Here is a 22,200-nt window from a genome sequence, read left to right as displayed (position 1 = left end):
GTCCCCCTGTCGTCGGCGTCGCTGCTGCCGGGTCGGTCAGATCGCGGTCGTCCCACCCGGGTCGGAGTCGTCGTCGTCCCGGGGCGGCACCGTGCACATGTGCTCCGCGACGAGCGCACACACCATGAGCACCAGACCACCGAACACCGCGACGACGCTGGGCAGGATGGAGCCTAGCGCGGGGACGACGGCCCGCGTGAGGACGAACGCGAGCCCGCCGCCCGTGAACGCGCCGAACAGCACGCCGCAGATGCTCGAGGCCTTGGCGAGGACCACCACCCGCGTGGCGTAGAAGGCGTCGACGGGGCGGGTCGCGGTGCCACGGGCGTGCCGACGGACCGGGATCGCCATGAGCACGAGCGCGATGCCGATGAAGCCCAGGGTCAGCCCGAGCGCCGACGAGAGCACGATGACGGGCCGCTGCCGGGACGCCAGAGCGGCGTCGAGGGCGAACCCGGCGACACCGGCGACGATCGCGACGCTGATCAGGGTGGAGGCGCGGGTGTGTCTCACTGGGGTGCTCCCGGGAGCTCGGACGGACGGGACGCGAACAGTCGGGGTTCCTCGACGCGGACGGTGTCGTCGCCGACCGCGGCGAGCAGCGCGGCGACCGGACCGGCGCCGGGGAGGACCGCGTCGGGGTCGGCGTCGAGCCAGGGCGCGAGCACGAACGCCCGCTCGGCGGCCCGGGGATGCGGGAGCGTCAGGTCGGCGGCGTCGAGCACGACGTCGTCGACGGCCACGATGTCGAGGTCGAGCGTCCGGTCCCCCCACCGCTCGACGCGGACCCGGCCGTGGGCGTCCTCGATGTCGTGCAACGCGGCGAGGAGTGCGTGCGGCTCGAGATCGGTGTCGACCACGACCACCCCGTTGCGGTACCGGGGCTTCGTCTCGTCGGGCCCGGAGAGGGTCATCGCGACGGACTCGACCTCGTGCGATGCGGCCACCGGGCGCACCCCCGGCACCGCGAGGATCGCCGCAGCGGCCTCGCGCAGGGTCGACCCCCGGTCGCCGAGGTTGGCGCCGAGGGCGATGACGGCGCGCCTCACGGGTCGACCCGCGCGGAGCGGTCCCGGCGGATGGTGATCGACACGTCCGCGAACGGCACCGTGATCGGCGCCTGGGGCTTGTGCACGGTGACCTCGGTGGCGAGTGCCGCCGGGTGCCCCAGGACGACGGCGGCGATGCGCTCCGCCAGGGTCTCGATGAGGTCGACCGGGTCGGACTCGACGGCCGCGACGACCTGCTCGGCGAGCACGCCGTAGTGCACCGTGCGGTCGAGGTCGTCAGGGCCCGCGGCGGCACGGGCGTCGACCTCGACGGCGACGTCGACGACGAAGTCCTGCCCGTCGGCGCGCTCGTGGTCGAAGACCCCGTGGTGACCGCGGGCCCGGACCCCCGTGAGGCGGATGACGTCGTTCACGATCGCGCGGCCCTCCAGGCGTCCCAGACGTCGAGCACCGCGCGGTTCGGGGCGGGGTCGTGGACCCGGACGCCCCAGGCCCCACGCTCGGCGGCGAGCAGCGTGATCGCCGCGGTCGCCAGGTCCCGGTCCCGGGGTGCGGCGTCCGGATCGCTCCCGACGCCGGCGAGGAAGCGCTTGCGTGACGCCGCGACGAGCACCGGGAGCCCGAGCGACGCGAAGCGCTCGTACCCGGCCAGGATCTCCCAGTTCTGCCGACCGTGCTTCGCGAACCCGAGCCCCGGGTCCACGACGACCTGGTCCGGGTGCACACCGAGCACGATGAGCTCCGCGACCCGGAGTTCGAGCTCGCGGCGGACGTCCTCGACGGCGTCCTCGTACATGGCGTTCCGGTGCATCACGTCGCTGTGGCCGCGCCAGTGCATGACGACGAAGCCCGCCCCACTCGCGGCGACGACGCGGGCCATGTCCGGGTCGGCCAGCCCGCCGGAGACGTCGTTGACGATCGACGCCCCGAGCTCGAGCGACCGCTCGGCCGTCGCCGCGTTCAGCGTGTCGACGCTCACCGTGATGCCCTCGGCGACCAGGTCCTGCACGACCGGCAGCACGCGACGCTGTTCCTCGTCGACCGGCACCCGCGGCGCACCCGGCCGGGTGGACTCGCCGCCGACGTCGACGAGGTCGGCGCCGTCGGCCACGAGCCGGCGCGCGTGCGTCACGGCGGCGGCGCGTCGGTGGTGTTCGCCGCCGTCGCTGAACGAGTCGGGCGTCACGTTGAGGATGCCCATGATCCGCGCACGGCCCGGCGTCGATGGGGCCGCGCCCGCCGCACGCGCCGACCGGCGACGCGTCGCCGCCTCCTGCTGCAGGGCAGGGAGGTCGATGGCGACGGTCGCCGGTTCGGCTGCGGCGGCGCGGGCGCGGCTCGCCTCGGAGATCCGGCGCTCGCGCCGGCTGGGGAGGTCGGTCATCCCGCTGGCCTACGCCGGCGCGATACCGGGGTTCCCGCGCGGGGCCCGTGCCCGACGCGGCTTCGCCGGGGGCTCGGAGTCGATGCCGCCGTCGACGGCGCCCTCGTCCACCGGCGCCTTGACCGGCAGCGAGATCGCGGGCAGGTCGCTCACGGGGCGGCTGTCGCTCGAGAGCCACTGCGGGCGCTCGGGCAGCTTCCGGACGTCCTTGAAGATCTCGGCGAGCTCGTTCTGGTCGAGCGTCTCCTTCTCGAGGAGGGCGCCCGCCAGGTGGTCGAGGATGTCGCGGTTCGCGTTGATGACCTGGTAGGCCTCGTCGTGCGCGGACTCGAGCAGGGCACGGACCTCGGCGTCGACGGTCTCGGCGATGTTCTCCGAGTAGTCGCGCTGGGCGCCCATGTCGCGGCCGAGGAACGGCTCGCCCGACCCCTGGCCGAGCTTGACCGAACCGACCGCCGTGCTCATGCCGTACTCGGTGACCATCTTGCGTGCGGTCGCCGTGGCCTTCTCGATGTCGTTCGACGCACCCGTGGTGGGGTCGTGGAACACGATCTCCTCGGCGACACGACCGCCCATGGCATAGGCGAGCTGGTCGAGCAGCTCGTTGCGCGTGACGGAGTACTTGTCCTCGAGCGGGAGCACCATCGTGTACCCGAGGGCACGACCGCGCGGGAGGATCGTGATCTTCGTGACGGGGTCGGTGTGCCGCATGGCCGAGGCCGCGAGCGCGTGACCGCCCTCGTGGTACGCGGTGATGAGGCGCTCCTGGTCGCTCATGACGCGGGTCCGGCGCTGCGGACCGGCCATGACGCGGTCGACGGCCTCGTCCAGCGCGCGGTTGTCGATGAGCTGCGCGTTCGAGCGCGCGGTGAGCAGCGCGGCCTCGTTGAGGACGTTCGCCAGGTCGGCACCCGTGAACCCGGGGGTCTTGCGGGCGAGGACGTCGAGGTCGACGCTCGCGGCGAGGGGCTTGCCCTTGCCGTGCACCTGCAGGATCTGCTTGCGGCCGATGAGGCTCGGGGCGTCGACGCCGATCTGGCGGTCGAAGCGGCCCGGCCGGAGGAGCGCGGGGTCGAGCACGTCGGGACGGTTCGTCGCGGCGATGAGGATGACGTTCGTCTTGACGTCGAAGCCGTCCATCTCGACGAGGAGCTGGTTCAGCGTCTGCTCGCGCTCGTCGTTGCCACCGCCGATGCCGGCACCGCGGTGACGACCGACGGCGTCGATCTCGTCGACGAAGATGATCGCGGGAGCGTTCTGCTTGGCCTGGTCGAACAGGTCACGGACGCGGCTCGCACCGACACCGACGAACATCTCGACGAAGTCCGAACCGGAGATCGAGAAGAACGGCACCCCGGCCTCGCCGGCGACGGCGCGGGCGAGCAGGGTCTTGCCGGTCCCGGGAGGGCCGTACAGCAGCACGCCCTTCGGGATCCGCGCGCCGACCGCCTGGAACTTGGCCGGCTCCTTGAGGAACTCCTTGATCTCCTGGAGCTCCTCGATGGCCTCGTCCGCGCCGGCGACGTCGGCGAAGGTGACCTGCGGGTTCTCCTTGTTGTTCATCTTCGCGCGGGACTTGCCGAACTGCATGACGCGCGAGCCGCCGCCCTGGGCGCTCGACAGGAGGAACCAGAACACCAGACCGATGACGAGGAACGGCAGGAACGTCAGCAGGAGCGAGACGAACACGTTCGACTGCTGGACGGTGTCGTTGTAGCCCTTCGACAGGTTCGCCTTGTCGACCGCCGAGACGACGTCCGGCCCACGCGGGGTGGAGTAGTAGAACTGCTCCGTCTGGTTGCCGTCCTTGAGCACGAGGTCGACGCGCTGCTCGGTGGAGTTGATGGTGGCAGAGGCGACCTTGCCGTCACCGAGCTGCTCGAGGCCCTTCTGCGTCGTGATCTGCGACGTCCCGGACTGACTGATCACGGCCCAGCCGATCCAGATCCCGATGACCGCGATGATCACGTACAGGTACGGCCCACGGAAGATGCGCTTGAAGTCCATGTGATCCGGGCGACACGCCCGACACCTTTCTCTGCCGATGTTGCGTGGGAGTCAGCATACGGCCGGGACTCTGTGGGGCGAGTGGGTGTCCTCCGAGGGCGAACTCGACGTCCGGAGGGCCGTTCGTCAGGAGTAGACGTGCGGCGCCAGGACCCCGACACCACGCAGGTTGCGGTAACGCTCGTCGTAGTCGAGGCCGTACCCGATCACGAACGCGTCCGGGATGTCGAAGCCGACGTACTTGACGTCCACCTGCACCTTGGCCGCCTCGGGCTTGCGGAGCAACGCGACGATCTCGACGCTCGCGGCCCCGCGGCTCACGAGGTTCTGCCGGAGCCAGGACAGGGTGAGCCCGGAGTCGATGATGTCCTCGACGATGAGGACGTCGCGGCCGTGCAGGTCGGTGTCGAGGTCCTTGAGGATCCGCACGACGCCGGACGACTTGGTGCCGGACCCGTAGGACGACACCGCCATCCAGTCCATGGTGATCGGGAGCTTGAGCTCACGCGAGAAGTCCGCCATCACCATGACCGCGCCCTTGAGCACGCCGACGAGCAGCGGGTCGCGCCCGGTGTAGTCGGCCTCGACCGCGCGGGCGAGCTCGGCGATCCGGGCGTCGATCTGCTCGGCGGTGAACAGGACCTCGCTCAGGTCGGCCTGGACGTCGGTGAGTTCCACGGGGGCGTGCCCTCTCTGGTCAGTGGTGCGCCGGGTCAGTGGTGCGCCGGGTCAGTGGTGCGCCGGGCCGGTGCCGCCCGGGTCTCCCAGGATACGGCCGGGCGACCCCGGCCCGGACCCGGACACCGGCCGCCCGGACCCGGACACCGGCCCGGACGTCGTGCTCGCGAACAGCAGGCGGTCGCCCTCGCGCCGCACGCGGACGCCGGGCAGGTCGATCGGCCCCTGTCCCGACCAGTCCGTCACGAGCCGGCACACCTCGAGCGTCTGGAGCCGCGAGAGCACGACGCCGAACTCCCCCTCGACCGCGAGGCGCACGAGTCGCTGCCGCAGGGCCGGCGGGTTGGCCGCGAGTCCCGACACGGACACGGCGATGCCCGCCTCGGCGTGCTCCGCGAGTTCCTCGGCGAGCTCCTCGGCGAAGTGGTCGAGCGCGCTCGCGTCTTCGCGGATCTGGTCGGCGGTGCGAGCCAGGGCCTCGACCACGCCGTCGCCGAGCTCCTCGGCGAGCACCGGCAGCACGCGCGCGCGCACCCGGACCCGGGCGAACGCGGGGTCGTTGTTCTGTGGGTCCGTCCACGGCTCCAGGCCGCTCTCGGCACAGGCCGCGACGGTCGTCGCCCGCCGGACGCCGAGCAGCGGGCGGGCGAGCAGCGGCCCGGGCGCCACCGGCGCCGGTGACCGCGCCGGCATGCCCGACAGGCTGTCCGGACCGCTGCCACGCAGGAGGCCGAGCAGGACCGTCTCGGCCTGGTCGTCCATCGTGTGCCCGACCAGGACCAGCGGCGACCGCTCCGCCGCGGCGACGGCCGCGATCGCCCGGTACCGGGCCTCCCGGGCGGCGGCCTCCGGCCCACCCGCGTCACCGACGCGGACGTGGTCGACGACGACGGGCGTGAGCCCGAGCGCCTCCGCCTGCCGGGAGGCCGCGCTCGCGACCGCCCCGCTGCCCGCCTGGAGGCCGTGGTCGACGACGACGGCGCCCGCGCGGAGGCCCTGCCTGGGCGCCTCGAACGCGGTCGCGGCCGCGAGTGCGAGCGAATCGGGGCCGCCGCTCAGCGCCACGAGGACGAGGTCACCGGAGGCGAGGGCGCCCGCCGAACGGGCATCCGCGAGGGACGTCCGCACCGCGCGGCGTACGGCGGCGACTGCGGGTCCGAGCCGGGGCCGGTGCATGTCCACCCTGTAACGTTATCGGCGCTGTAGGACCGCAGAACCATCCACATCGAGGAGTGCCACATGGCCGCGTACGACGTCGTCATCGAGATCCCCAAGGGCAGCCGCAACAAGTACGAGGTCGACCACGAGACCGGTCGGGTGTACCTGGACCGCGTCCTGTTCACGTCGTTCGTCTACCCCACCGACTACGGCTTCTTCGAGAACACCCTCGGGCTCGACGGCGACCCCGTGGACGCCCTCGTCCTGCTCGAGTACCCCGCGTTCCCCGGCGTCGGCGTCAAGGTCCGCCCGGTCGGCGTGTTCAAGATGAGCGACGAGGCCGGCTCCGACGCCAAGGTGCTCTGCGTCCCGGCGAAGGACCCGCGCTGGCAGCACATCCAGGACATCGCCGACGTCGACGAGCAGACGAAGGCCGAGATCGCCCACTTCTTCGAGCGCTACAAGGACCTCGAGCCGGGCAAGTTCGTCAACGCCGAGGGCTGGGGTGACGCCGCCGAGGCCGAGGAGATCGTCGCGGCGGGCTTCGCCGCGTACCAGCCGGGCCACTGAGTCCGTCGCGTCCCGAGGCGCGGCGCTGGCCAGGCGGCCGGTTGGCAGAAGTGAAGGCGGCGGGTGCCCATGGGGCGCCCGCCGCCTTCGTCCGGTGACGACCCCACCCGAAGGGGTCGGCACCGTCATCGGCTCGGAACCCCACCCGAAGGGGTCCCGGCCGGGTCATCAGAGCGAGCCGGTGGGGCGCGCCACGTAGGGGACGATCTGGTACGTGTACACAGCGTAGTTCCGCACGCTGAGTCCCGGCTTGGGGGCCTCTACCATCCGACCGCCGCCGGCGTAGATCGTGTCGTGGTACATCCCCGCCGGGTTCGTGCCCGTCGTCGAGTAGAAGATGATGTCGCCCGGCTGTGCCTGCGACAGCGGCACGAGTCGGCCGAGTGCGGCGAAGTGCTCGTACTGCCAGTCGACCCGGTGCCCACCGACGGCCACGCCGACGCTGCTGTACGCGGCCATCACGAGCCCCGAGCAGTCGTAGGAGTTCGGACCGGCGGCACTGAACACGTACGGCTTGCCGATCTGGGCGGACGCGAACGCCAGCGCGGCGGAGCCCTTGGACGGTGAGGACGAGCCGGTGCTCGACGTCGGCGGCTTCGGCGCGGGCGCGGTGACGGGCTTCGGCGCAGGCGCGGTGACGGGCTTCGGGGCCGGCGCGGCCGGTTTGGGCGCTGCGACGGGCTTCGGGGCCGGCGCGGCCGGCTTCGGCGCAGGCGCGGTGACGGGCTTCGGGGCCGTGCCCGTCCCGGTCGGCTTCGACACCGTCGGCTTCGAACCGGTCGGCTTCGACGCCGCGGGCTTCGACGCGGTCGTCCCGGTGCTCCCGGTGGCGGCGGCCTTCGTCGTGCCGGCGCTCCCACTGGTCGTCGAGGTCGCGATCGCCCGCTCGGCTTGCTTCGCCTGCTGGTCGGCGAAGTACGCGGCCTCGGTGCTCGCCGTCGTTCCCTTGAGGTACGCCAGCTGGTCGAAGAGCGTCGACTGCTGGTCCTGCACGCTCTTGAGCCGTCCGGCGGCGCTCGCGGCCTGGTCGTTCGCGTCGGACAGCGACGTCTTGGCGGCCGTGGTGGCCTTGCCGAGCGCGGTCTCGGCCGAGGAGGCCTGGTGCTGCAGGGCGTCGACCTGCCGCTGGTCGGCCTCGGCGTCGGCGAGGATGCCCGCCGAGCGAGCCGACAGGTGCGACATCGTGCCGACCTGGTACAGCAGGTCCTTCGCGTCGGCGCCGTCGACGAGCATCGCCGTCGACAGATCCCCGCCGCCCGTCCGCGAGAGCTCGACCACGAGGCCGGCGACCTGCTGGGCGGAGACCTTCGCCTTCGCCTCGGCCTGCTTCGACTGGCGCGTCAGGGTGTCGACCCGGGTCTGCGCCGCCTGCTGTCGCGATGCCGCCCGCTGGTACGCCTCACCGGCCTGCTGCTCGGCGACCGAGGCCCGCTCCGCCTGGGTCTGCAGCGCGTCGAGCGACGAGGTCAACGTGTCGACCTGGTGCTGCGTCGCCGCCTGGGACTGCTTCGCCGCCTGCACGTCGGCCCACGAGGGAGCGGACGGACTGGCCGACGCCGGTGCGGCGACGGTGAACGTCAGTCCGAGCACCGCGAGGGTCGCGGCGCCTCCGATGAGGACGCGTGCTGGCTTCATGCGGGTCAGTGCCTCCTGGGCGCGCTCGTGGTCATACCGAGATCCCCCGCGCAGCCATGAAGGGGACCGGGTCGACGGCAGCGCCGCTCACCCGGGTCTCGAAGTGGAGGTGGCAGCCGGTCGACCAGCCGGTCGAGCCGACGAGCGCGATCTGCTGTCCCGCGACCACGGTCTGGCCCGCGTGGACCAGGAACCCGCCGTTGACGATGTGGCCGTACGCCGTCGAGATGCCGCCACCGTTGTCGATGATGACCTCGTTGCCGTAACCCCCGCCGTTCGCGGCGAAGGTGACGGTCCCGCTGTGGGCGGCGTAGATCGGCGCACCACAGCCCGGCGCGAGGTCGACCCCGGCGTGCAGGGCGTACGCACCGGTGTAGGGGTCGACGCGGTAGCCGTAGGGGCTCGTCTGGTACCCGGCGGACGGGCGGACCCAGCCCGACCCGTTCGGCGTCGTGGTGGTGGCGCCCGTGCTCGTCTGCGCGCCGGCGCCCCCGGTCCGGGCGGAAGCGGCGGCGCGAGCGGCAGCCGCCCGGGCAGCAGCAGCGGCTCGCGCGGCAGCGGCGGCTCGCGCGGCAGCAGCGGCCTTGGCGACGGCGACGCCCTTGTCGTAGTTCGCCTGCACGTTCTTGGCGTTCGTCGTCAGGAGGACGAGCTGCGCCTGCAACCGCGCCTGGTTGTCGTTCTGGTCGTCGAGAGCGCTCTGTGCGGCCGTCGCGGCGTCGTTCGCGTCGGCCAGTTTCTGCTGCGCGGCGTCACGGAGTGTTCCGAGCGCCTTCTTCGCCACCCCGGCCTGGTCGGTCAGCGCCTGCGCCGTGCCGCGGTCCTGGCTCGCCTGCTCGTAGATGCCGTCGGCCTGCTCGGACAGCTTCGACATCGCGCCGAGCTGGTAGAGCAGGTCCTTCGCTCCGGACGGGTGCGCCAGGAGGTTCGAGGTGACGTCGTTGTTCGACGAGCGTCCGAGCTGCGCGGCGAGCTGCCCGGCCTGGCGCTCCGACGCGGCCGCGGTCTTGCGGGCCTCGTCCGCCTGCGTCCGGAGCTTCTGCTCCTTGAGCGCGGCCTCGTCGTACTCGGTCTGCGCCGTCTGGTAGGCCTCGCCGGCCTTCTCCGCGGCGGCCTGCTTGGCCGACACCTGGGACTGGAGGGACGCGATGAGTCCCTTGATCTCGGTCACCTTCGCCTGCTGGGCGGCCTGGGACGCCTTGGCCGCCTGGACGTCGGACCAGCTCGGGTAGGACGTGGCGGACGCCGACGAGGGCGTCCCGGTCGCGGCGAGGACACCCCCCGTGAGCGCGACGACGACGGCGAGGACGAGGGCACGGGGTCGGCTCGCGGGGACGGCGAGGGCCCGAGCGGCGCGTCGGGGCGCGGATCGGCGGCTGATGGAGGAGGAAGAAGTCATCGGTCTCGATTTCGTAACAGCACGGCGAGGCGCACCCGAGTCACACTGTCAACAGTCGCAACAGTAACAACAGGGGTGTCGGACACTCCACCCCCCTGGCGAGGGGCATGGGGCACCGACGTCGGACCCACGGGGAACGACGGCACGGGGTTCTCTCTGCGGCGAGTGAACCCGGCTGCCCCGGTCACGACGCCCGCGACACGCCGACCGGCGAGGCGGTATCCACTCGGTTTGGCATTCGCGGCGAGCTTCCGTATGCTGGTTCTCCGGTAGCTGTGAAGCATCGCTTGACGGCCCCATCGTTTAGTGGCCTAGGACACCGCCCTTTCACGGCGGCAGCACGGGTTCGAATCCCGTTGGGGTCACTGCAGGCGGGGTGTCCGGCGCCGTCCACAACTCAACAAGCATGGCCCTGTAGCGCAGTTGGTTAGCGTGCCGCCCTGTCACGGCGGAGGTCGCGGGTTCAAGTCCCGTCAGGGTCGCCATGGCGTCCGGTCCTCGGACCGAGTCGTCCCGGGCACCACTCGATCCATCGAGTCGCCCACGGCTGGATAGCTCAGTTGGTAGAGCGTTCGACTGAAAATCGAAAGGTCCACGGATCGATGCCGTGTCCAGCCACCATCGCAAGGCCCTCGCGGGAGCGGGGGCCTTCGTCGTTCCCGACTGCCGCCGATCGGACTCCCGCCGAGCGTTGAACACGTCCTGTCCCGTTGAACACTCGCATCGCGGGGTGCAACAGGACGGCGGGTGTGCGAAGCCGAACGGCGCGTGTGCGAAGCCGAACGGCGGGTGGCGGGGGCGGGACGGGCCTCCCGACATACTGAGCGGATGACAGAGCCGGGCCGGACGACGGGGGCGGCGAGCCCCGCCACGGTGTGGCGCAACGCACCGTTCCTCCGGCTGTGGAGCGGCGAGTCGGCGAGCGCGGTCGGCAGTGAGCTCGCCGTGCTGGCGATCCCGACCCTGGCGGTCACGGTGCTCGCCGCCTCGACGTTCGAGATCGGCGTCCTCACCGCGCTCGAGACGGTGGCGTTCCTCGTCATCGGGTTGCCTGCGGGTGCCTGGGTGGACCGGATGCGGAAGCGCCGGGTGATGCTCGCGGCGGACCTGACCCGCGCGCTGCTCCTGGCGACCATCCCCGTCGCGTGGCTGCTCGGCGCGCTGACGATCTGGCAGCTCATGGTCGTGGCGGCCCTGGTCGGCGCGGCGACGGTGTTCTTCGACGTGGCGTACCAGAGTTACCCGCCGATGATCCTGCCGTCGGCGCTCCTCGGCGACGCGAACGGCAAGCTCGAGGCGTCACAGCAGGTCGCGCGCGTCGGGGGTCCCGCGGCCTCGGGTGCCCTGCTCGCGGCGCTGCGGCCGGCGCTCGTCGTCGGGATCGACGCGCTGAGCTACCTCGCGTCGTTCGTCGCGCTCCTCGGGATCCGGGACGACGAGCAGCCGCGGCCCGAGCACGAACGCCTGCCACTCGTGACCGAGATCCGCGAGGGCCTGGCGTTCGTGTTCCACCAGCCGCTCCTGGTCCGGGTCGTCCTGTGCACGGCCGGCTTGAACCTGTTCTCCGGGATCGGGGGGACGGTGCTGCCGCTCCTCGTCCTCCGCGACCTGCACCTCGGCACGCTCGTGTGGGGCGTCGCGACGAGCGTCGGCGCGGTCGGGGGACTCCTCGGCGCGCTGGCCGCCGGCAGGGTGGCCCGACGCGTCGGCGAGGGCACCGCGATCCCCGTCGCGGCCGTCGCGGCCGGGGTCGGGGCGCTGCTGCTCGCGACGCCGGGGCTGGTGCCGACGCTCGCGGTCCCGCTGCTCGTGCTGGCCGAGTTCCTCACGAGCGCCGGGGTCCTCGTCTACAACATCACGCAGGTCACCTACCGGCAGCGGATCTGTCCGCCGCGCCTCCTCGGCCGGATGAACGCGTCGATCCGGTTCGTGGTGTGGGGCGTGGTGCCCATCGGGGGCATCACGGCCGGACTGCTCGGCACGTGGCTCGGTGTCGAGGCGACCATGTGGGTCGCCGGCGTCGGTGCCCTGCTCGCGGCGCTGCCCGTCCTGCTCTCGCCCCTGCTCGGCATGCGGGAGCTCCCGGCCGAGCCCGCCGCGACGTAGTCACGACGGGCTCGGGAGCAGGGACCGGTCAGGCGGTCTCGACGGGGTGCAGGTCGAGCGTGCAGCACTTGACGCCACCGCCGCCGAGCAGCAGCTCGGACAGGTCGACCCCGATCGGGTTGTACCCGCGCTGGCGGAGCTGCTCGGCGAAGGTCGTCGCGCGGGCGGCGATGACGACGTTGTGGCCGTCGCTGTAGGAGTTGAGCCCGAGGATCGCGGCGTCCTCCTCGGTGGCGATGATCGCGTCGGGGAACCGGCGGCGGAGCTCGGCGAGCGAGGCCTCGTCGAACGCGGACTCCAGGTAGGCGATGTTCGCGACGCCGTCCACCGGCTCGGGGTCGAGGACCGCGATCGCGGTGTCGAGGTGGTAGAACGCCGGGTTGACGAGCTTCAGGGTGACGACCTCGCGGCCGTACACGCGGGCGATCTCCTCGTGCGAGGTGCTGTCGCTGCGGAACCCGGTGCCGGCCAGGATGACGTCGCCGACGAGCAGGAAGTCGCCCTCGCCCTCGTTCGTCTCGACCGGCTCGGCGACGCGGAGGCCGTGCTCGCGGAACCAGTCCATGTACGCGGGACCCTCGGGCTGGCGCTCCGGGTACTGGAACTTCGCGCCGTAGGCGACGCCGTCGAGCACGAAGCCGCCGTTGGCCGCGTAGACCATGTCGGGCAGCCCCTCGATCGGGTCGATGAAGTGGATGTCGAACCCGAGCCGCTCGTACGTGTCGACGAGGGTCTGCCACTGGGCGACCGCCTTCGCGGTGTCGGTCGGCTCCTCGGGGTGCATCCAGGGGTTGATGCGGTAGCTCACCGTGTAGTGCGTCGGCTTGCACATGAGGACGGTGCGCTTGGTCGCCGTGCGGGTGGGCGCTGTGGTGGTGGCGGGGGCCGGGTTCGACAAGGGGGTCTCCTGGGCGGCGGACCCGAGCCTGCCAGGGGACACCGTTCGAGGAGCGCTGGGGTGAGGTGCAGGCTCACTCACCCGTGGACGAGGCGGACCAGGTCGACGCCCCGGCACAGTGTGCCACGCGGCGCTCCCCGCGGACAGACCCCGCCATGGGGGTGTCGCGGCGGCGCCGATCGCATGTGCGTCCGCGCAGGATCCGTGCGCCTGCTCCGGGGCGGACGCAACGACCGCGCGTAGCATGACGGCGATGGATTCGCTCGACCACCGCATCCTCGACCAACTCCGCGAGAACGCCCGCGCCGGCTACGGCGACATCGGCGCGGTGGTCGGGCTCTCGGCGTCCGCGGTGAAGCGCCGCGTGGACCGCCTGGTGGCCGACGACGTCATCCAGGGCTTCACGATCAAGGTCGACCCCGCCGTCGAGGAACGCGGGACCGAGGCCTGGGTCGAGCTGTACTGCCGCGGCACCGTCTCGCCCGACGAACTCCGCGCCGTGCTCGAGAACGTGCCCGAGGTCGTCGACGCCGGAACGGTCACCGGGAGCGCCGACGCCGTCGTGCACATGCGGAGTCGGGACATCGCGTCGCTCGAGGAGGCCCTCGACCGCGTCCGCTCCGCCCCGCACGTCGACCACACCCGCAGTGCGATCGTGCTGTCGCGACTCGTCTCGCGCGAGTCGCTGTGAGCGTGGCACCGCGCACGACCCGGACGCCGGTCCGCCGCTCCGTCCCGCGCTCGCCCGGGAGGCCCGGCACCCGTCGCGCGGGCATCGCTCCGGCCCGCCTCCTGGTCACCGCCGCCACCGTCGCCTACCTCGCGAACTGCGCGTGGGGCACCGCGGTCGCGACCGGCGTCATCCGGACGAAGCGGCTCCGGGTCGTGCACCACGCGCTGTTCGTCGTCACGGCGACCCTGACCGGCGCCGCCGTGACGACGCCGGTGTGGACCCGCTCGCGGGCCGCGGCGTTCCTCCTGCCCGCACTCGTGCCCCTCGCCGTCGCACCGCGCATCCCCGCCCGATCGCGTGCACACTGGAGAGTCGCGGTCGCGGCGGCACCGTCCTACCTCGGCGCCGTGCTCGGACTCCGCGCGGGACGGCCCGAGCGCTCCTGACCCGGGAGCCGGCCCACCCGCGTGCACCGGGCCTCCCGTCCGACCGCCGGGAAGGACAGCGGCAGTGGAGCTCATCGAGGCGATCAGACGGCGACGGACGACGAACGGGGCGTTCCTGCCCGATCCCGTCTCCGAGGAACACCAGCGCCTGCTGATCGAGCTCGCCGGACGCGCGCCCTCGCAGCTCAACAGCCAGCCGTGGCGGTTCGTGCTCGTGGAGGAGCGACCGACGATCGAGCGGATCGCCGCGATCAGCGGCTCGTCGATGACGCGGACGATGGCCGAGGGCACGTTCTTCGAGCGGTACAAGCCGTACTTCCGGTTCTCGAAGGCCGAGATGGAGGCCCGGCGCGACGGCATGCTGTTCGACAAGCTGCCCGCACCGCTCCGGCCGTTCACGAAGCAGGTGTTCACGCCCCGTGGTCAGAAGCTCATGAACACCCTGCGGGTGCCGCAGACACTCGGCGAGGAGAACCGGAAGCTCGTCGCGGGCTCGCCGCTGCTCATGGGGGTGATGCTCGACCGGCACGAGTACCGGCACGAGGAGACGAACGCCTTCTACTCGGTGTTCAGCATGGGCGCGGCGATGGAGAACATCTGGCTCGCCACGACCCAGCTCGGCATGGGCATCCAGTTCGTGTCGTTCCCGATGGAGATCCCGAGCGCCTGGGCCGAGGTCGAGGACGTCCTCGGGGTGCCGGACGACCTCGAGCTCATGGCCGTGTACCGGCTCGGGTACCTGCCGCCCGAGCGCCGCCGCCCGGCGATCGACTGGGTGTCGAACGAGCGGAAGCGGCCGTCGCAGTACGTGTTCCGCGGGACGTGTCGCACGCCGCAGACGGGCTGGGACGACGCACCGCTCGTGACGCCGATCGAGGACGACCCGGCGGCCGACGCGACGACCTCGGGGAGGGACGCGTCGTGACGGGGATCGCTCCCGTCCTGACGACCGCCCCGGCACTGCCCGGCCGCGCGTTCATCCGGCAGGGGTGGCACGACGTCGTGTTCCTGCACTGGCGGGTCGACGTGTCGGCCGTGGCCCCGCTCCTCCCGGCCGGCGTCCGACCGGACACCATGGGCGCGGACGGCGTCGACGACGGGGTGACCACCTGGGTCGGCCTCATCGGGTTCCGGTTCACGGACACCGCGTTCCCGCCGCTCGCGCCGATGCGGCGGCTCGGGACGTTCGTCGAGGTCAACGTGCGGGTCTACACGGTCGACGACCGGGGGCGGCACGGCGTCGTGTTCCTGTCGCTGGACGCGGGCCGGTTCCTGCCGGCGGTCGCGGCGCGGGCGATGCTCGGGCTGCCGTACCACTGGGCGCACGCGGCGACGCGGTGGGGCGCGGACGGGACGCACGGCCGGGGTGCCGCCGCTGGCCGACATGGCGAGGGCGGCCGCGTGGCGTACGCGATGCGGCGCCACGGGTCCTCGGCGCGCTCGCGGTTCGCCGTGCACGTCGGTGCGCCCATCGCCGAACCGTCACCGCTCGAGCAGTTCCTGACCGCCCGGTGGGGCATGCACGTCCACCGCTTCGGGGCGACCCGATTCTGGCCGAACGAGCACCCGGCCTGGCCCCTGCACCACGCGACGGCCGAGTCGGTGCACGACGACCTGATGGGCGAGGTCGGGCTGCCGCGCTCGCTCGCCGACGTCCCGCCGGACTCCGTGCTGTGGTCGCCCGGTGTGACGACGTCGTTCGCCCGCGGGACGGCCTGAGCCGACGTCCGCCGGTCGCGACCAGCGCGACCAGCGCGGCCGGCGCGACCGGTGCGACCGGTGCGACCGGCGCGACCAGCGCGGCCAGCGCGACCAGCGCGACCGGCGCGACCGCGTCAGACCCGCAGCTCCACGAACGCCCGGTCCGGCACCCCGAACCGGTGCGCCGTGATCGTCACGGTCTGCTCGCGGAGGAACGGCAGCATCTCGACGAGTCCGGCCTCGACCACGGGGCCCGCGTGCACCGCGACGTCGATCGAGGCACCGAGGGCCTCCTCGAGCGCCAACGGGTCGCCGCCGAGCAGGCGGATCCGGGCGCCGGGACCGCCGAACGCGGTGTGCGGGACCGGCTCGTACGTCGGCGACAGGACCGCGGCGAGCTCGTCCTCGGGCGTGGGCTCGTCCGACGACCACTGCTCGCGGAACACCGCGCCGGCCGCCGCGCGCCCGAGCCACTCGTCGTCGGACTCGACGACGTGGTCGACGACGTCGAGCGGGGACCGCGGGCCGGCGAAGAGCTGCACGAGACTGCCGGGCATCGGCACCGCGGTGCTGACGAGCACGTGGGCGCGGGCGGCGGTCGCGGCGACGAGCACGCGGACGAGGTCACCGGCCGACGTGCCCTCGGACGCGCGGATGATGACCGACTGGGGCCGGTAGCGGAGCACGTTGCGTTCCATCCCGAGACCGGCGGTGTCCGCCGAGCGGGCGAACTCCGTGGAGCGCGCGACGACGTCGCTCCGTGCCCCGGACCGCACCCGGTCGAACTCCTCGAACGTCAGGCCGCTCCGCGCGGCCTCGATCACGGCCGCGACCCGCGCGGGGACGCCGTGCAGTCGGATGCTCCCGTGCGGGGTGTGCGGCGTGGGCTCCCAGCGGCCGAGTGTCGCGACCGACAGCGGGGCGCCCGACTTGGTGCCGGTGCCGATCGCGGAGCGCTTCCAGCCGCCGGTGGGCTGTCGGCGGACCAGGGTGCCGGTCGTCGCACGGTTCACGAACAGGTCACCCGCCTGCACGCGGTCGAGCCAGCGGGCGACCTCGTCGGTGTCGAGGGAGTGGATGCCCGCGGCGAGACCGTAGTCGGTGCCGTTCTGGATCGCGATCGCGTCGTCGAGGGTCTCGGCTTCGACGATCCCGAGCACGGGTGCGGGCACGGGCGTCTGGTGGAACGTGCTGCCCGGTCGGACGCCGTCGCGGATGCCCGGGGACCAGAGCCGCCCGGAGTCGTCCAGGGGTTCCGGCTGCAGGAGCCACGACTCCCCCGGTCCGAGCTCGGTGAGTGCCTGCCGCACGCTCCCCCGGGGCTCGTCGACGAGCGGTCCCATCTGGGCGGCGGGGTCGTCCGGCCAGGCGACGCGGAGGCTCCGGGTCGCGTCGACGAGCAGCCGGCGGAACCGGTCGTCCTCACGCACGGCACCGACGAGGAGGACGAGCGACGCCGCGGCGCGGTCCTGTCCGGCGTGGGCAAAGGCACTCCGCACGACGTCGCGGACGGCGAGGTCGACGTCGGCGGACGGCGTGACGACGATCGCGTTCGTGCCGGTCGTCGCGGCGGTGAGCGGGAGGCCCGCCCTCCACCAGGCGAAGGACCGCGCGGTGTCCGCCGTGCCCGTGAGGAGCACGCGGTCGACCGCGGGGTGGGCGACGAGGTCGCGGCCGAGCCGGTCGACGTCGAGGTCGACGAGGACGAGCAGCGAGTGCGGCACACCGGCGTCCCACAGGACGTCGGCCACGAGCGCACCGGTCCGCCGAGCGGCCGGCGCCGGCTTGAGCACGACACCGCTGCCGGCCGCGATCGCCGCCAGGACGTCCCCTGCGACGACGGCGATCGGGGAGGTCCAGGTCGGCACGACGACGGTGAGGCGCGGCGGCACCGGGGTCGCACCCGTGATGTCCGCGAGGTGCCGGGCGCGGTCGGCGGCGTGGTGTGCGGCGTCGACGGCTCGGCCGACCTCGGCGTCTGCCTCGGCGAGCGTCAGGCCCGTCTCGGCGACCGCGACCTCGACGAGGTCGCCGCGCCGGACCTCGAGCTCGTGGGCGATGAGGTCGAGCAACTCGGCGCGGTCCTGCGGGTCCTGCCGTCCCCAGTTCACGCCCGCCTGCGCGGTGGCGGCGACGATGCGCTCGAGCCGGTTCCGGTCGGCGACGCCCGCGTTCCGGATCGTCTGCCGACCGAGCGACGATCCCGGCACGCGACGCAGCACCTCGCCGGCCCAGGCGCGGTTGGCGCGGATGGTCGGGTCGGTGCCCTGCGCGTTGTGGAAGTCGGCGACGTGCGGCGGGGGTCCGAGCGGGGCCGTGCGGTCCTGGGTGCGGAACGTCGACGGGACGGGGTCGTCCAGCGCCTCGACCGCGGCCAGGTACCGCTCGCGCCGCTGCTCGGACCCGGCGCTCGCGGTGTCGGTCGTCGTCGAGGAACCCGCGGCCTGCTCGGGGTCCGCCAGGTCGTACAACCGCCGGGCGAGGTACCCGACGGCGGCGTCGTACTCGTCGGGGTCGACGACCGGCGTGACGAGGAACACCGACCCGACGTCGGCCCGGACGGCCTGCAGGTGGGTGCCGTCCACGCCGAGGAGCATGCCGAGTTGGAGGGCATCGACGACACCACGGCGCTCGGCGAGCACGCGGGCGGTGGCGAGGTCGTACAGGTCGTGCCCGAGGACCTCGATCCGGACGGCGTCCGTCCGCGCGGGCGTCAGCGCGGCGTCGAGCAGGCGGAGGGTCGCCGCCTGGATCTCCTGTGTGGTGCCGAACGTGGCCAGCGAGCGGTCGTGGAGCGCGGCCTCCACCCGTTCGACGGGGTCGGCGGCGCCGGCGTCGATCCGGACGGTGATCGGTGATCCGCCCCGGGCGCGGCGGGCCTGCGACCAGGCAGTGAGGTCGTCGAGGGCACGCCGGGTGTCCGGCACCGCGGCGGGCAGGGTGAGGCCCGCCGGGAGCTCGAGGAACTCGGGCCGGTCGAGCAGGGTCCGGAACACCGCGAGCGTCAGGTCGAGGTCGTCGTGGGTGTCCACCCGGAGCGTGACGCGGCTGCCACCCGCCACGGCCGCCCGGTACAGCGGCAGCAGGCGCTCGACTCCGCGGACGACGGTGTCGTCGAACGCCCAGAGCACGGGCTGCGGGAGCGCCACGGCGACCGAGGTGGTGACGCGGTCCACGTCGTCGCGGTCGAGCAGGTCGATGGTGCGCCGGAGCTGCCGGTCGGACTCGTCGTCACCGGACACCGGGCGTCCGAGCGGCAGGACGTCGAGCACCGTGCCCGGGACCGCCAGCTTGGCGAGGGCGGTGCCGAGGCGCGCTGGTGCGGCGTCGACCACGAGGTGTCCGGCCATGCGGCGCAGCACACGGCGTGCCGGTGGGACGACGGCCCACGGCATCATCTGCGCGAACCCACCGCCGACGGTGGCCGCGCCGCGGAGGTGCCAGGCGACGGGGTCCGGGACCTCACGCGCGAGTCGTTCGAGGTGCTGCGCGGCGACCTTCGGGTCCTGCGGTCGGCCGACGCGGTCGATGAACCCGAGCGTGACGTCGAGGCCGCGCTCGTCGCGGAGCACCCCCGCGAGCCGGACGGCCCCGGCGTCCGGCCGGAGCATCGCGGCCGCCGCGGTCCAACGGCGGACGAGGGCGACCGCGTCGTCGGTGCAGTCCTGGAGGCGCGGGTCCGGCATCCTCCGATGGTATTCGGGCGGTCCGACGGGACCTGGGGGCGCGCCCGGCGCGCGGTGGACGCGGGCCGAGTGTCGCCCGTCCCCCACCGGGAGGCCCGGGGCCGCGGCGGGAGGCCCACGGCCGCGGCGACCACGGGTGCGGCCGGTCAGTGGAAGCGGTGGTCCTGGATCGTCATGCGCGGACCGAACGACGGCTTCCGGAAGCCGCTGCCCGTGATGAGCCGCATGACCCGTTCCCGGTGTCCCCGCCACGGCTCGAGGAGCTCGAGCATGCCGTCGTCGTCGACCGGAGCGCCGGCGAGCGCCCATCCCACGACGGCCGGCAGGTGGTAGTCGCCGACACTCGGTGAGTCCGGGTCGCCGTGGGAGCGCTGCGTGGTCTCGGCGGCGGTCCACACGCCGATGCCCGGGATCGACATGAGGCGTTCCGCCACGACACTGCCGCCACGACCGAGGGACAGGGTCCGCTCGAGCGACGCGGCGACCCGCACGGCGCGCATCACCGTCGCCGAGCGGCCGGGCTCGATCCCCGCCCGGTGCCACTCCCAGCTCGGCACCCGCGCCCAGGTGTCGGCGTCGGGCGGGACCGCCATGCCCTCGGGGGCGGGGCCCGGCGCGGGGGTGCCGTACCGCCGGACGAGGGACCGCCAGGCGCGCCAGGCCTGACGGCTCGTGACCTTCTGCTCGAGGATCGCGGGCACGAGCATCGCGACGACGGTGTTCGTGCGGCAGAGGCGTAACCCCGGCTGACGGTGTCGCGCCACGGCGAGGAAGGCGTTGCCGCTGACGTCGAACCCCGTCCAGTCGTCACCCCGACCGAGGAGTTCCGGCGCGTGCGCGATCGCCCACTCGGCGCCGTCGCCCCAGGTGGACACCCGGACCTCGTCGCCGACGGCGCGGACGGCGACGGTCACGGGACCGGCGGGCGTGCGGAGCGCGAGCCAGGTCGTGGCGTCGACCTGACGGAAGGCAGGGTCCCCCGTGCCGCGCATGAGCGGGCGCAGCGTGGCCCGGACGTCGACGTGGTGCCCGGGCCGGTAGACGGTGTCGTGTCGCTGCGCCGGGGGTGCGGCAGGTTCGACGATCACGCGGAGGATCGTACGTGGCGGCGGTGACATCGCCGAACCGGCCGGGGTGGGCCTCCCGGGAAGCGGGGGGATGCCGTCGTCGACCCGGTCCGCGATGATGGGGACCACCGCGCGGCCGGACGGGCCGGGCCCGACACCACGGAGTGCTCCCTCATGCGCATCGGCATCCTCACCAGCGGCGGCGACTGCCCGGGGCTCAACGCGGTCATCCGCGGCGCCGTCGTCAAGGGCATCGCGATCCACGGGCACGAGTTCGTGGGGTTCCGTGACGGCTGGCGCGGCGTGGTGCAGGCGGACGTCGTGCCGCTCGGTCGCAAGGAGATCCAGGGGATCGCCAAGCAGGGCGGGACGATCCTCGGCACGAGCCGGACGAACCCGTTCGAGGGCGAGAACGGGGGCGCCGCGGCGATCGCGGCGAACCTCGACCGGCTCGGCATCGACGCGATCATCGCGATCGGCGGCGAGGGCACCCTCGCCGCCGCGCGCCGCCTCACGGACGCGGGCCTCAAGATCGTCGGGGTGCCGAAGACCGTCGACAACGACCTGAGCGCGACGGACTACACGTTCGGCTTCGACACCGCGGTGCAGATCGCGACCGACGCCATGGACCGGCTCCGGACGACGGGCGAGTCGCACAGCCGCTGCATGGTCGCCGAGGTGATGGGACGCCACGTCGGGTGGATCGCCCTGCACAGCGGCATGGCGGCCGGGGCGCACGCGATCCTCATCCCCGAGCAGAAGACGAGCATGGCGCAGATCGCGGACTGGGTGCGCTCGGCCCACGACCGCGGTCGGGCGCCGCTCGTCGTCGTCGCCGAGGGGTTCGTGCCGGACCAGGAGGACGACGCGCACTCGGAGCGTGGCCTCGACGCGTTCGGTCGCCCGCGCCTGGGCGGCATCGGCGAGCGCCTCGCACCGCTCATCGAGGGCATGACGGGCATCGAGACCCGCGCCACGACGCTCGGCCACATCCAGCGCGGCGGGACCCCGACGTCGTACGACCGGGTGCTGTCCACGCGGCTCGGGATGGCGGCGATCGACTCCGTGGTCGAGGGACGCTGGGGCCGCATGGTCGCGCTGCGCGGGACGGACATCGTGCACGTGTCGTTCGCCGACGCGATCGGCGAGCTCAAGACGGTGCCGCAGGAGCGCTACGACGAGGCGGCGATCCTGTTCGGCTGACCGCATGGCGCTGGCGTCACAGCCGACGTACAATTCTGCGTACGTCAGGAGGTCACAATGCGCATCCTCAGCTACTCGGAGACGCGTTCCCACTTCGCCGAGACCCTCAACGCCGTCACGGACGACCGCGAGGAGGTCGTGGTCACGCGCGCGGGCCACGAATCGGTCGTGCTCGTGTCCCTCGACGACTACGAGTCCCTGAAGGAGACCGCCTACCTGCTGAGGAACCCCGCGAACGCCCGGCGGCTGCTCGCCTCGATCGAGCGCCTGGAGCGCGGGGAGGGCACGGAGCGGGACCTGGACGAGTGAAGTACGTCTGGGACGACGCTGCCTGGGCCGACTCCGAGTGGTGGCAACAGCAGGACCGGAAGATCGTCAAACGGATCAACGGGCTGCTCCGTGACATCGCGCGCAACGGCAACGAGGGCATCGGCAAACCGGAGCCGCTCAAGCACGGGTTCCGTGGGTACTGGTCCCGGCGCATCACGGACGAGCACCGTCTCGTGTACCGCGTCACGGACGACAGCGTCCTCATCGCGCAGTGCCGGTACCACCACGACGAGTGATGACGCCGGACCG

Annotated in this window: 21 protein-coding genes and 3 tRNA genes; 12 read left to right on the top strand and 12 right to left on the bottom strand. The window is 73.0% G+C overall.

Annotated features, from left to right (window positions below; genetic code table 11):
• Window positions 1-36 precede the first annotated feature (36 nt).
• The 7 genes from DEI92_RS00760 to tilS form a co-directional block, all read right to left on the bottom strand.
• The gene (locus DEI92_RS00760; protein ID WP_111010315.1) at window positions 37-513 is read right to left on the bottom strand and encodes a DUF3180 domain-containing protein; all 477 of its coding nucleotides are present in this window, start codon (window positions 511-513) and stop codon (window positions 37-39) included.
• Complete coding sequence (folK, locus tag DEI92_RS16745) at window positions 510-1,049, bottom strand: 2-amino-4-hydroxy-6-hydroxymethyldihydropteridine diphosphokinase (protein ID WP_111010316.1); 540 nt, start codon at window positions 1,047-1,049, stop codon at window positions 510-512. Before folK ends, DEI92_RS00760 begins: the two co-directional genes overlap by 4 nt.
• The gene (gene folB / locus DEI92_RS16740; RefSeq protein ID WP_111010317.1) at window positions 1,046-1,423 is read right to left on the bottom strand and encodes a dihydroneopterin aldolase; all 378 of its coding nucleotides are present in this window, start codon (window positions 1,421-1,423) and stop codon (window positions 1,046-1,048) included. The genes folK and folB overlap by 4 nt, the downstream gene beginning before the upstream one ends.
• Window positions 1,420-2,394 (bottom strand): dihydropteroate synthase, encoded by a 975-nt coding sequence (gene folP / locus DEI92_RS00745; protein WP_111011995.1) that lies wholly within the window; start codon window positions 2,392-2,394, stop codon window positions 1,420-1,422. The genes folB and folP overlap by 4 nt, the downstream gene beginning before the upstream one ends.
• 9 nt (window positions 2,395-2,403) lie before the next feature.
• The gene (gene ftsH, locus DEI92_RS00740) at window positions 2,404-4,401 is read right to left on the bottom strand and encodes an ATP-dependent zinc metalloprotease FtsH (RefSeq protein ID WP_111010319.1); all 1,998 of its coding nucleotides are present in this window, start codon (window positions 4,399-4,401) and stop codon (window positions 2,404-2,406) included.
• A gap of 126 nt (window positions 4,402-4,527) precedes the next feature.
• The gene (hpt, locus tag DEI92_RS00735) at window positions 4,528-5,079 is read right to left on the bottom strand and encodes a hypoxanthine phosphoribosyltransferase (protein ID WP_111010320.1); all 552 of its coding nucleotides are present in this window, start codon (window positions 5,077-5,079) and stop codon (window positions 4,528-4,530) included.
• A 51-nt stretch (window positions 5,080-5,130) separates the two neighbouring features.
• Window positions 5,131-6,261, bottom strand: a complete 1,131-nt coding sequence (gene tilS / locus DEI92_RS00730) for a tRNA lysidine(34) synthetase TilS (protein ID WP_258369815.1) — start codon at window positions 6,259-6,261, stop codon at window positions 5,131-5,133.
• Window positions 6,262-6,318: 57 nt separating this feature from the next.
• On the opposite strand from tilS, the gene DEI92_RS00725 reads away from it, so the two are divergent.
• Window positions 6,319-6,807 carry an inorganic diphosphatase gene (locus tag DEI92_RS00725; protein ID WP_111010321.1) on the top strand — a complete coding sequence of 163 codons (489 nt, stop codon included), beginning with the start codon at window positions 6,319-6,321 and terminating at the stop codon, window positions 6,805-6,807.
• A gap of 168 nt (window positions 6,808-6,975) precedes the next feature.
• Here DEI92_RS00725 and DEI92_RS00720 read toward each other — a convergent pair whose 3' ends face one another.
• Both DEI92_RS00720 and DEI92_RS00715 read right to left on the bottom strand, forming a co-directional pair.
• Window positions 6,976-8,442, bottom strand: a complete 1,467-nt coding sequence (locus tag DEI92_RS00720) for an NlpC/P60 family protein (RefSeq protein WP_111011994.1) — start codon at window positions 8,440-8,442, stop codon at window positions 6,976-6,978.
• A 31-nt stretch (window positions 8,443-8,473) separates the two neighbouring features.
• Window positions 8,474-9,841 carry a M23 family metallopeptidase gene (locus tag DEI92_RS00715; protein ID WP_146249058.1) on the bottom strand — a complete coding sequence of 456 codons (1,368 nt, stop codon included), beginning with the start codon at window positions 9,839-9,841 and terminating at the stop codon, window positions 8,474-8,476.
• A 292-nt stretch (window positions 9,842-10,133) separates the two neighbouring features.
• On the opposite strand from DEI92_RS00715, the gene DEI92_RS00710 reads away from it, so the two are divergent.
• From DEI92_RS00710 to DEI92_RS00695, 4 genes are all read left to right on the top strand, one after another.
• A tRNA-Glu gene (locus DEI92_RS00710) sits at window positions 10,134-10,206 on the top strand.
• Window positions 10,207-10,249: 43 nt separating this feature from the next.
• Window positions 10,250-10,326: transfer RNA gene (locus DEI92_RS00705), tRNA-Asp, on the top strand.
• A 60-nt stretch (window positions 10,327-10,386) separates the two neighbouring features.
• A tRNA-Phe gene (locus DEI92_RS00700) sits at window positions 10,387-10,462 on the top strand.
• 207 nt (window positions 10,463-10,669) lie between these two features.
• Window positions 10,670-11,947: an MFS transporter gene (locus DEI92_RS00695; protein WP_111011992.1), complete on the top strand. Its 1,278-nt coding sequence runs from the start codon at window positions 10,670-10,672 to the stop codon at window positions 11,945-11,947.
• A 28-nt stretch (window positions 11,948-11,975) separates the two neighbouring features.
• Here the strand turns inward: DEI92_RS00695 and ddaH are convergent, their stop codons facing one another.
• Window positions 11,976-12,845 carry a dimethylargininase gene (gene ddaH, locus DEI92_RS00690; RefSeq protein ID WP_181434574.1) on the bottom strand — a complete coding sequence of 290 codons (870 nt, stop codon included), beginning with the start codon at window positions 12,843-12,845 and terminating at the stop codon, window positions 11,976-11,978.
• A gap of 253 nt (window positions 12,846-13,098) precedes the next feature.
• Between ddaH and DEI92_RS00685 the strand changes: the two genes are divergently transcribed.
• The 4 genes from DEI92_RS00685 to DEI92_RS00670 all read left to right on the top strand — a co-directional run bounded on the left by DEI92_RS00685 (window position 13,099) and on the right by DEI92_RS00670 (window position 15,683).
• Window positions 13,099-13,536 carry an Lrp/AsnC family transcriptional regulator gene (locus DEI92_RS00685; RefSeq protein WP_111010397.1) on the top strand — a complete coding sequence of 146 codons (438 nt, stop codon included), beginning with the start codon at window positions 13,099-13,101 and terminating at the stop codon, window positions 13,534-13,536.
• A gap of 2 nt (window positions 13,537-13,538) precedes the next feature.
• A complete protein-coding gene (locus DEI92_RS00680) occupies window positions 13,539-13,964 on the top strand; it encodes a hypothetical protein (protein ID WP_220037430.1) in 426 nt (141 codons plus the stop codon).
• Between the two features lie 64 nt (window positions 13,965-14,028).
• Complete coding sequence (locus DEI92_RS00675) at window positions 14,029-14,889, top strand: nitroreductase family protein (protein WP_111010325.1); 861 nt, start codon at window positions 14,029-14,031, stop codon at window positions 14,887-14,889.
• Window positions 14,886-15,683: a YqjF family protein gene (locus DEI92_RS00670; RefSeq protein ID WP_220037429.1), complete on the top strand. Its 798-nt coding sequence runs from the start codon at window positions 14,886-14,888 to the stop codon at window positions 15,681-15,683. The genes DEI92_RS00675 and DEI92_RS00670 overlap by 4 nt, the downstream gene beginning before the upstream one ends.
• A 116-nt stretch (window positions 15,684-15,799) precedes the next feature.
• Here DEI92_RS00670 and DEI92_RS00665 read toward each other — a convergent pair whose 3' ends face one another.
• Window positions 15,800-19,351, bottom strand: coding sequence for a proline dehydrogenase family protein (locus DEI92_RS00665; RefSeq protein WP_111011991.1), 3,552 nt, complete (start codon window positions 19,349-19,351; stop codon window positions 15,800-15,802).
• A gap of 146 nt (window positions 19,352-19,497) precedes the next feature.
• Window positions 19,498-20,469, bottom strand: a complete 972-nt coding sequence (locus tag DEI92_RS00660) for a DNA-3-methyladenine glycosylase family protein (RefSeq protein ID WP_375342528.1) — start codon at window positions 20,467-20,469, stop codon at window positions 19,498-19,500.
• Window positions 20,470-20,592: 123 nt separating this feature from the next.
• Here DEI92_RS00660 and DEI92_RS00655 point away from each other — a divergent pair, with 123 nt between their 5' ends.
• From DEI92_RS00655 to DEI92_RS00645, 3 genes are read left to right on the top strand one after another with little or no spacing between them, the layout of a single operon-like run.
• Entirely contained in the window at window positions 20,593-21,621 is a 1,029-nt protein-coding gene (locus DEI92_RS00655) for a 6-phosphofructokinase (protein ID WP_111011990.1), read from the top strand.
• Window positions 21,622-21,678: 57 nt separating this feature from the next.
• Window positions 21,679-21,930 carry a type II toxin-antitoxin system Phd/YefM family antitoxin gene (locus tag DEI92_RS00650; protein WP_111010329.1) on the top strand — a complete coding sequence of 84 codons (252 nt, stop codon included), beginning with the start codon at window positions 21,679-21,681 and terminating at the stop codon, window positions 21,928-21,930.
• On the top strand, window positions 21,927-22,187 hold the full coding sequence (locus DEI92_RS00645; protein WP_111011989.1) for a Txe/YoeB family addiction module toxin: 261 nt from the start codon (window positions 21,927-21,929) through the stop codon (window positions 22,185-22,187). Before DEI92_RS00650 ends, DEI92_RS00645 begins: the two co-directional genes overlap by 4 nt.
• The last annotated feature ends 13 nt before the right edge of the window (window positions 22,188-22,200 follow it).

It is taken from the genome of Curtobacterium sp. MCBD17_034 (genome assembly GCF_003234515.1).
In the GTDB taxonomy this organism is placed as follows: domain Bacteria; phylum Actinomycetota; class Actinomycetes; order Actinomycetales; family Microbacteriaceae; genus Curtobacterium.
The sequence above is the reverse complement of the archived record's forward strand: the minus strand, read 5'-3'. Positions and strand labels throughout refer to the sequence as shown.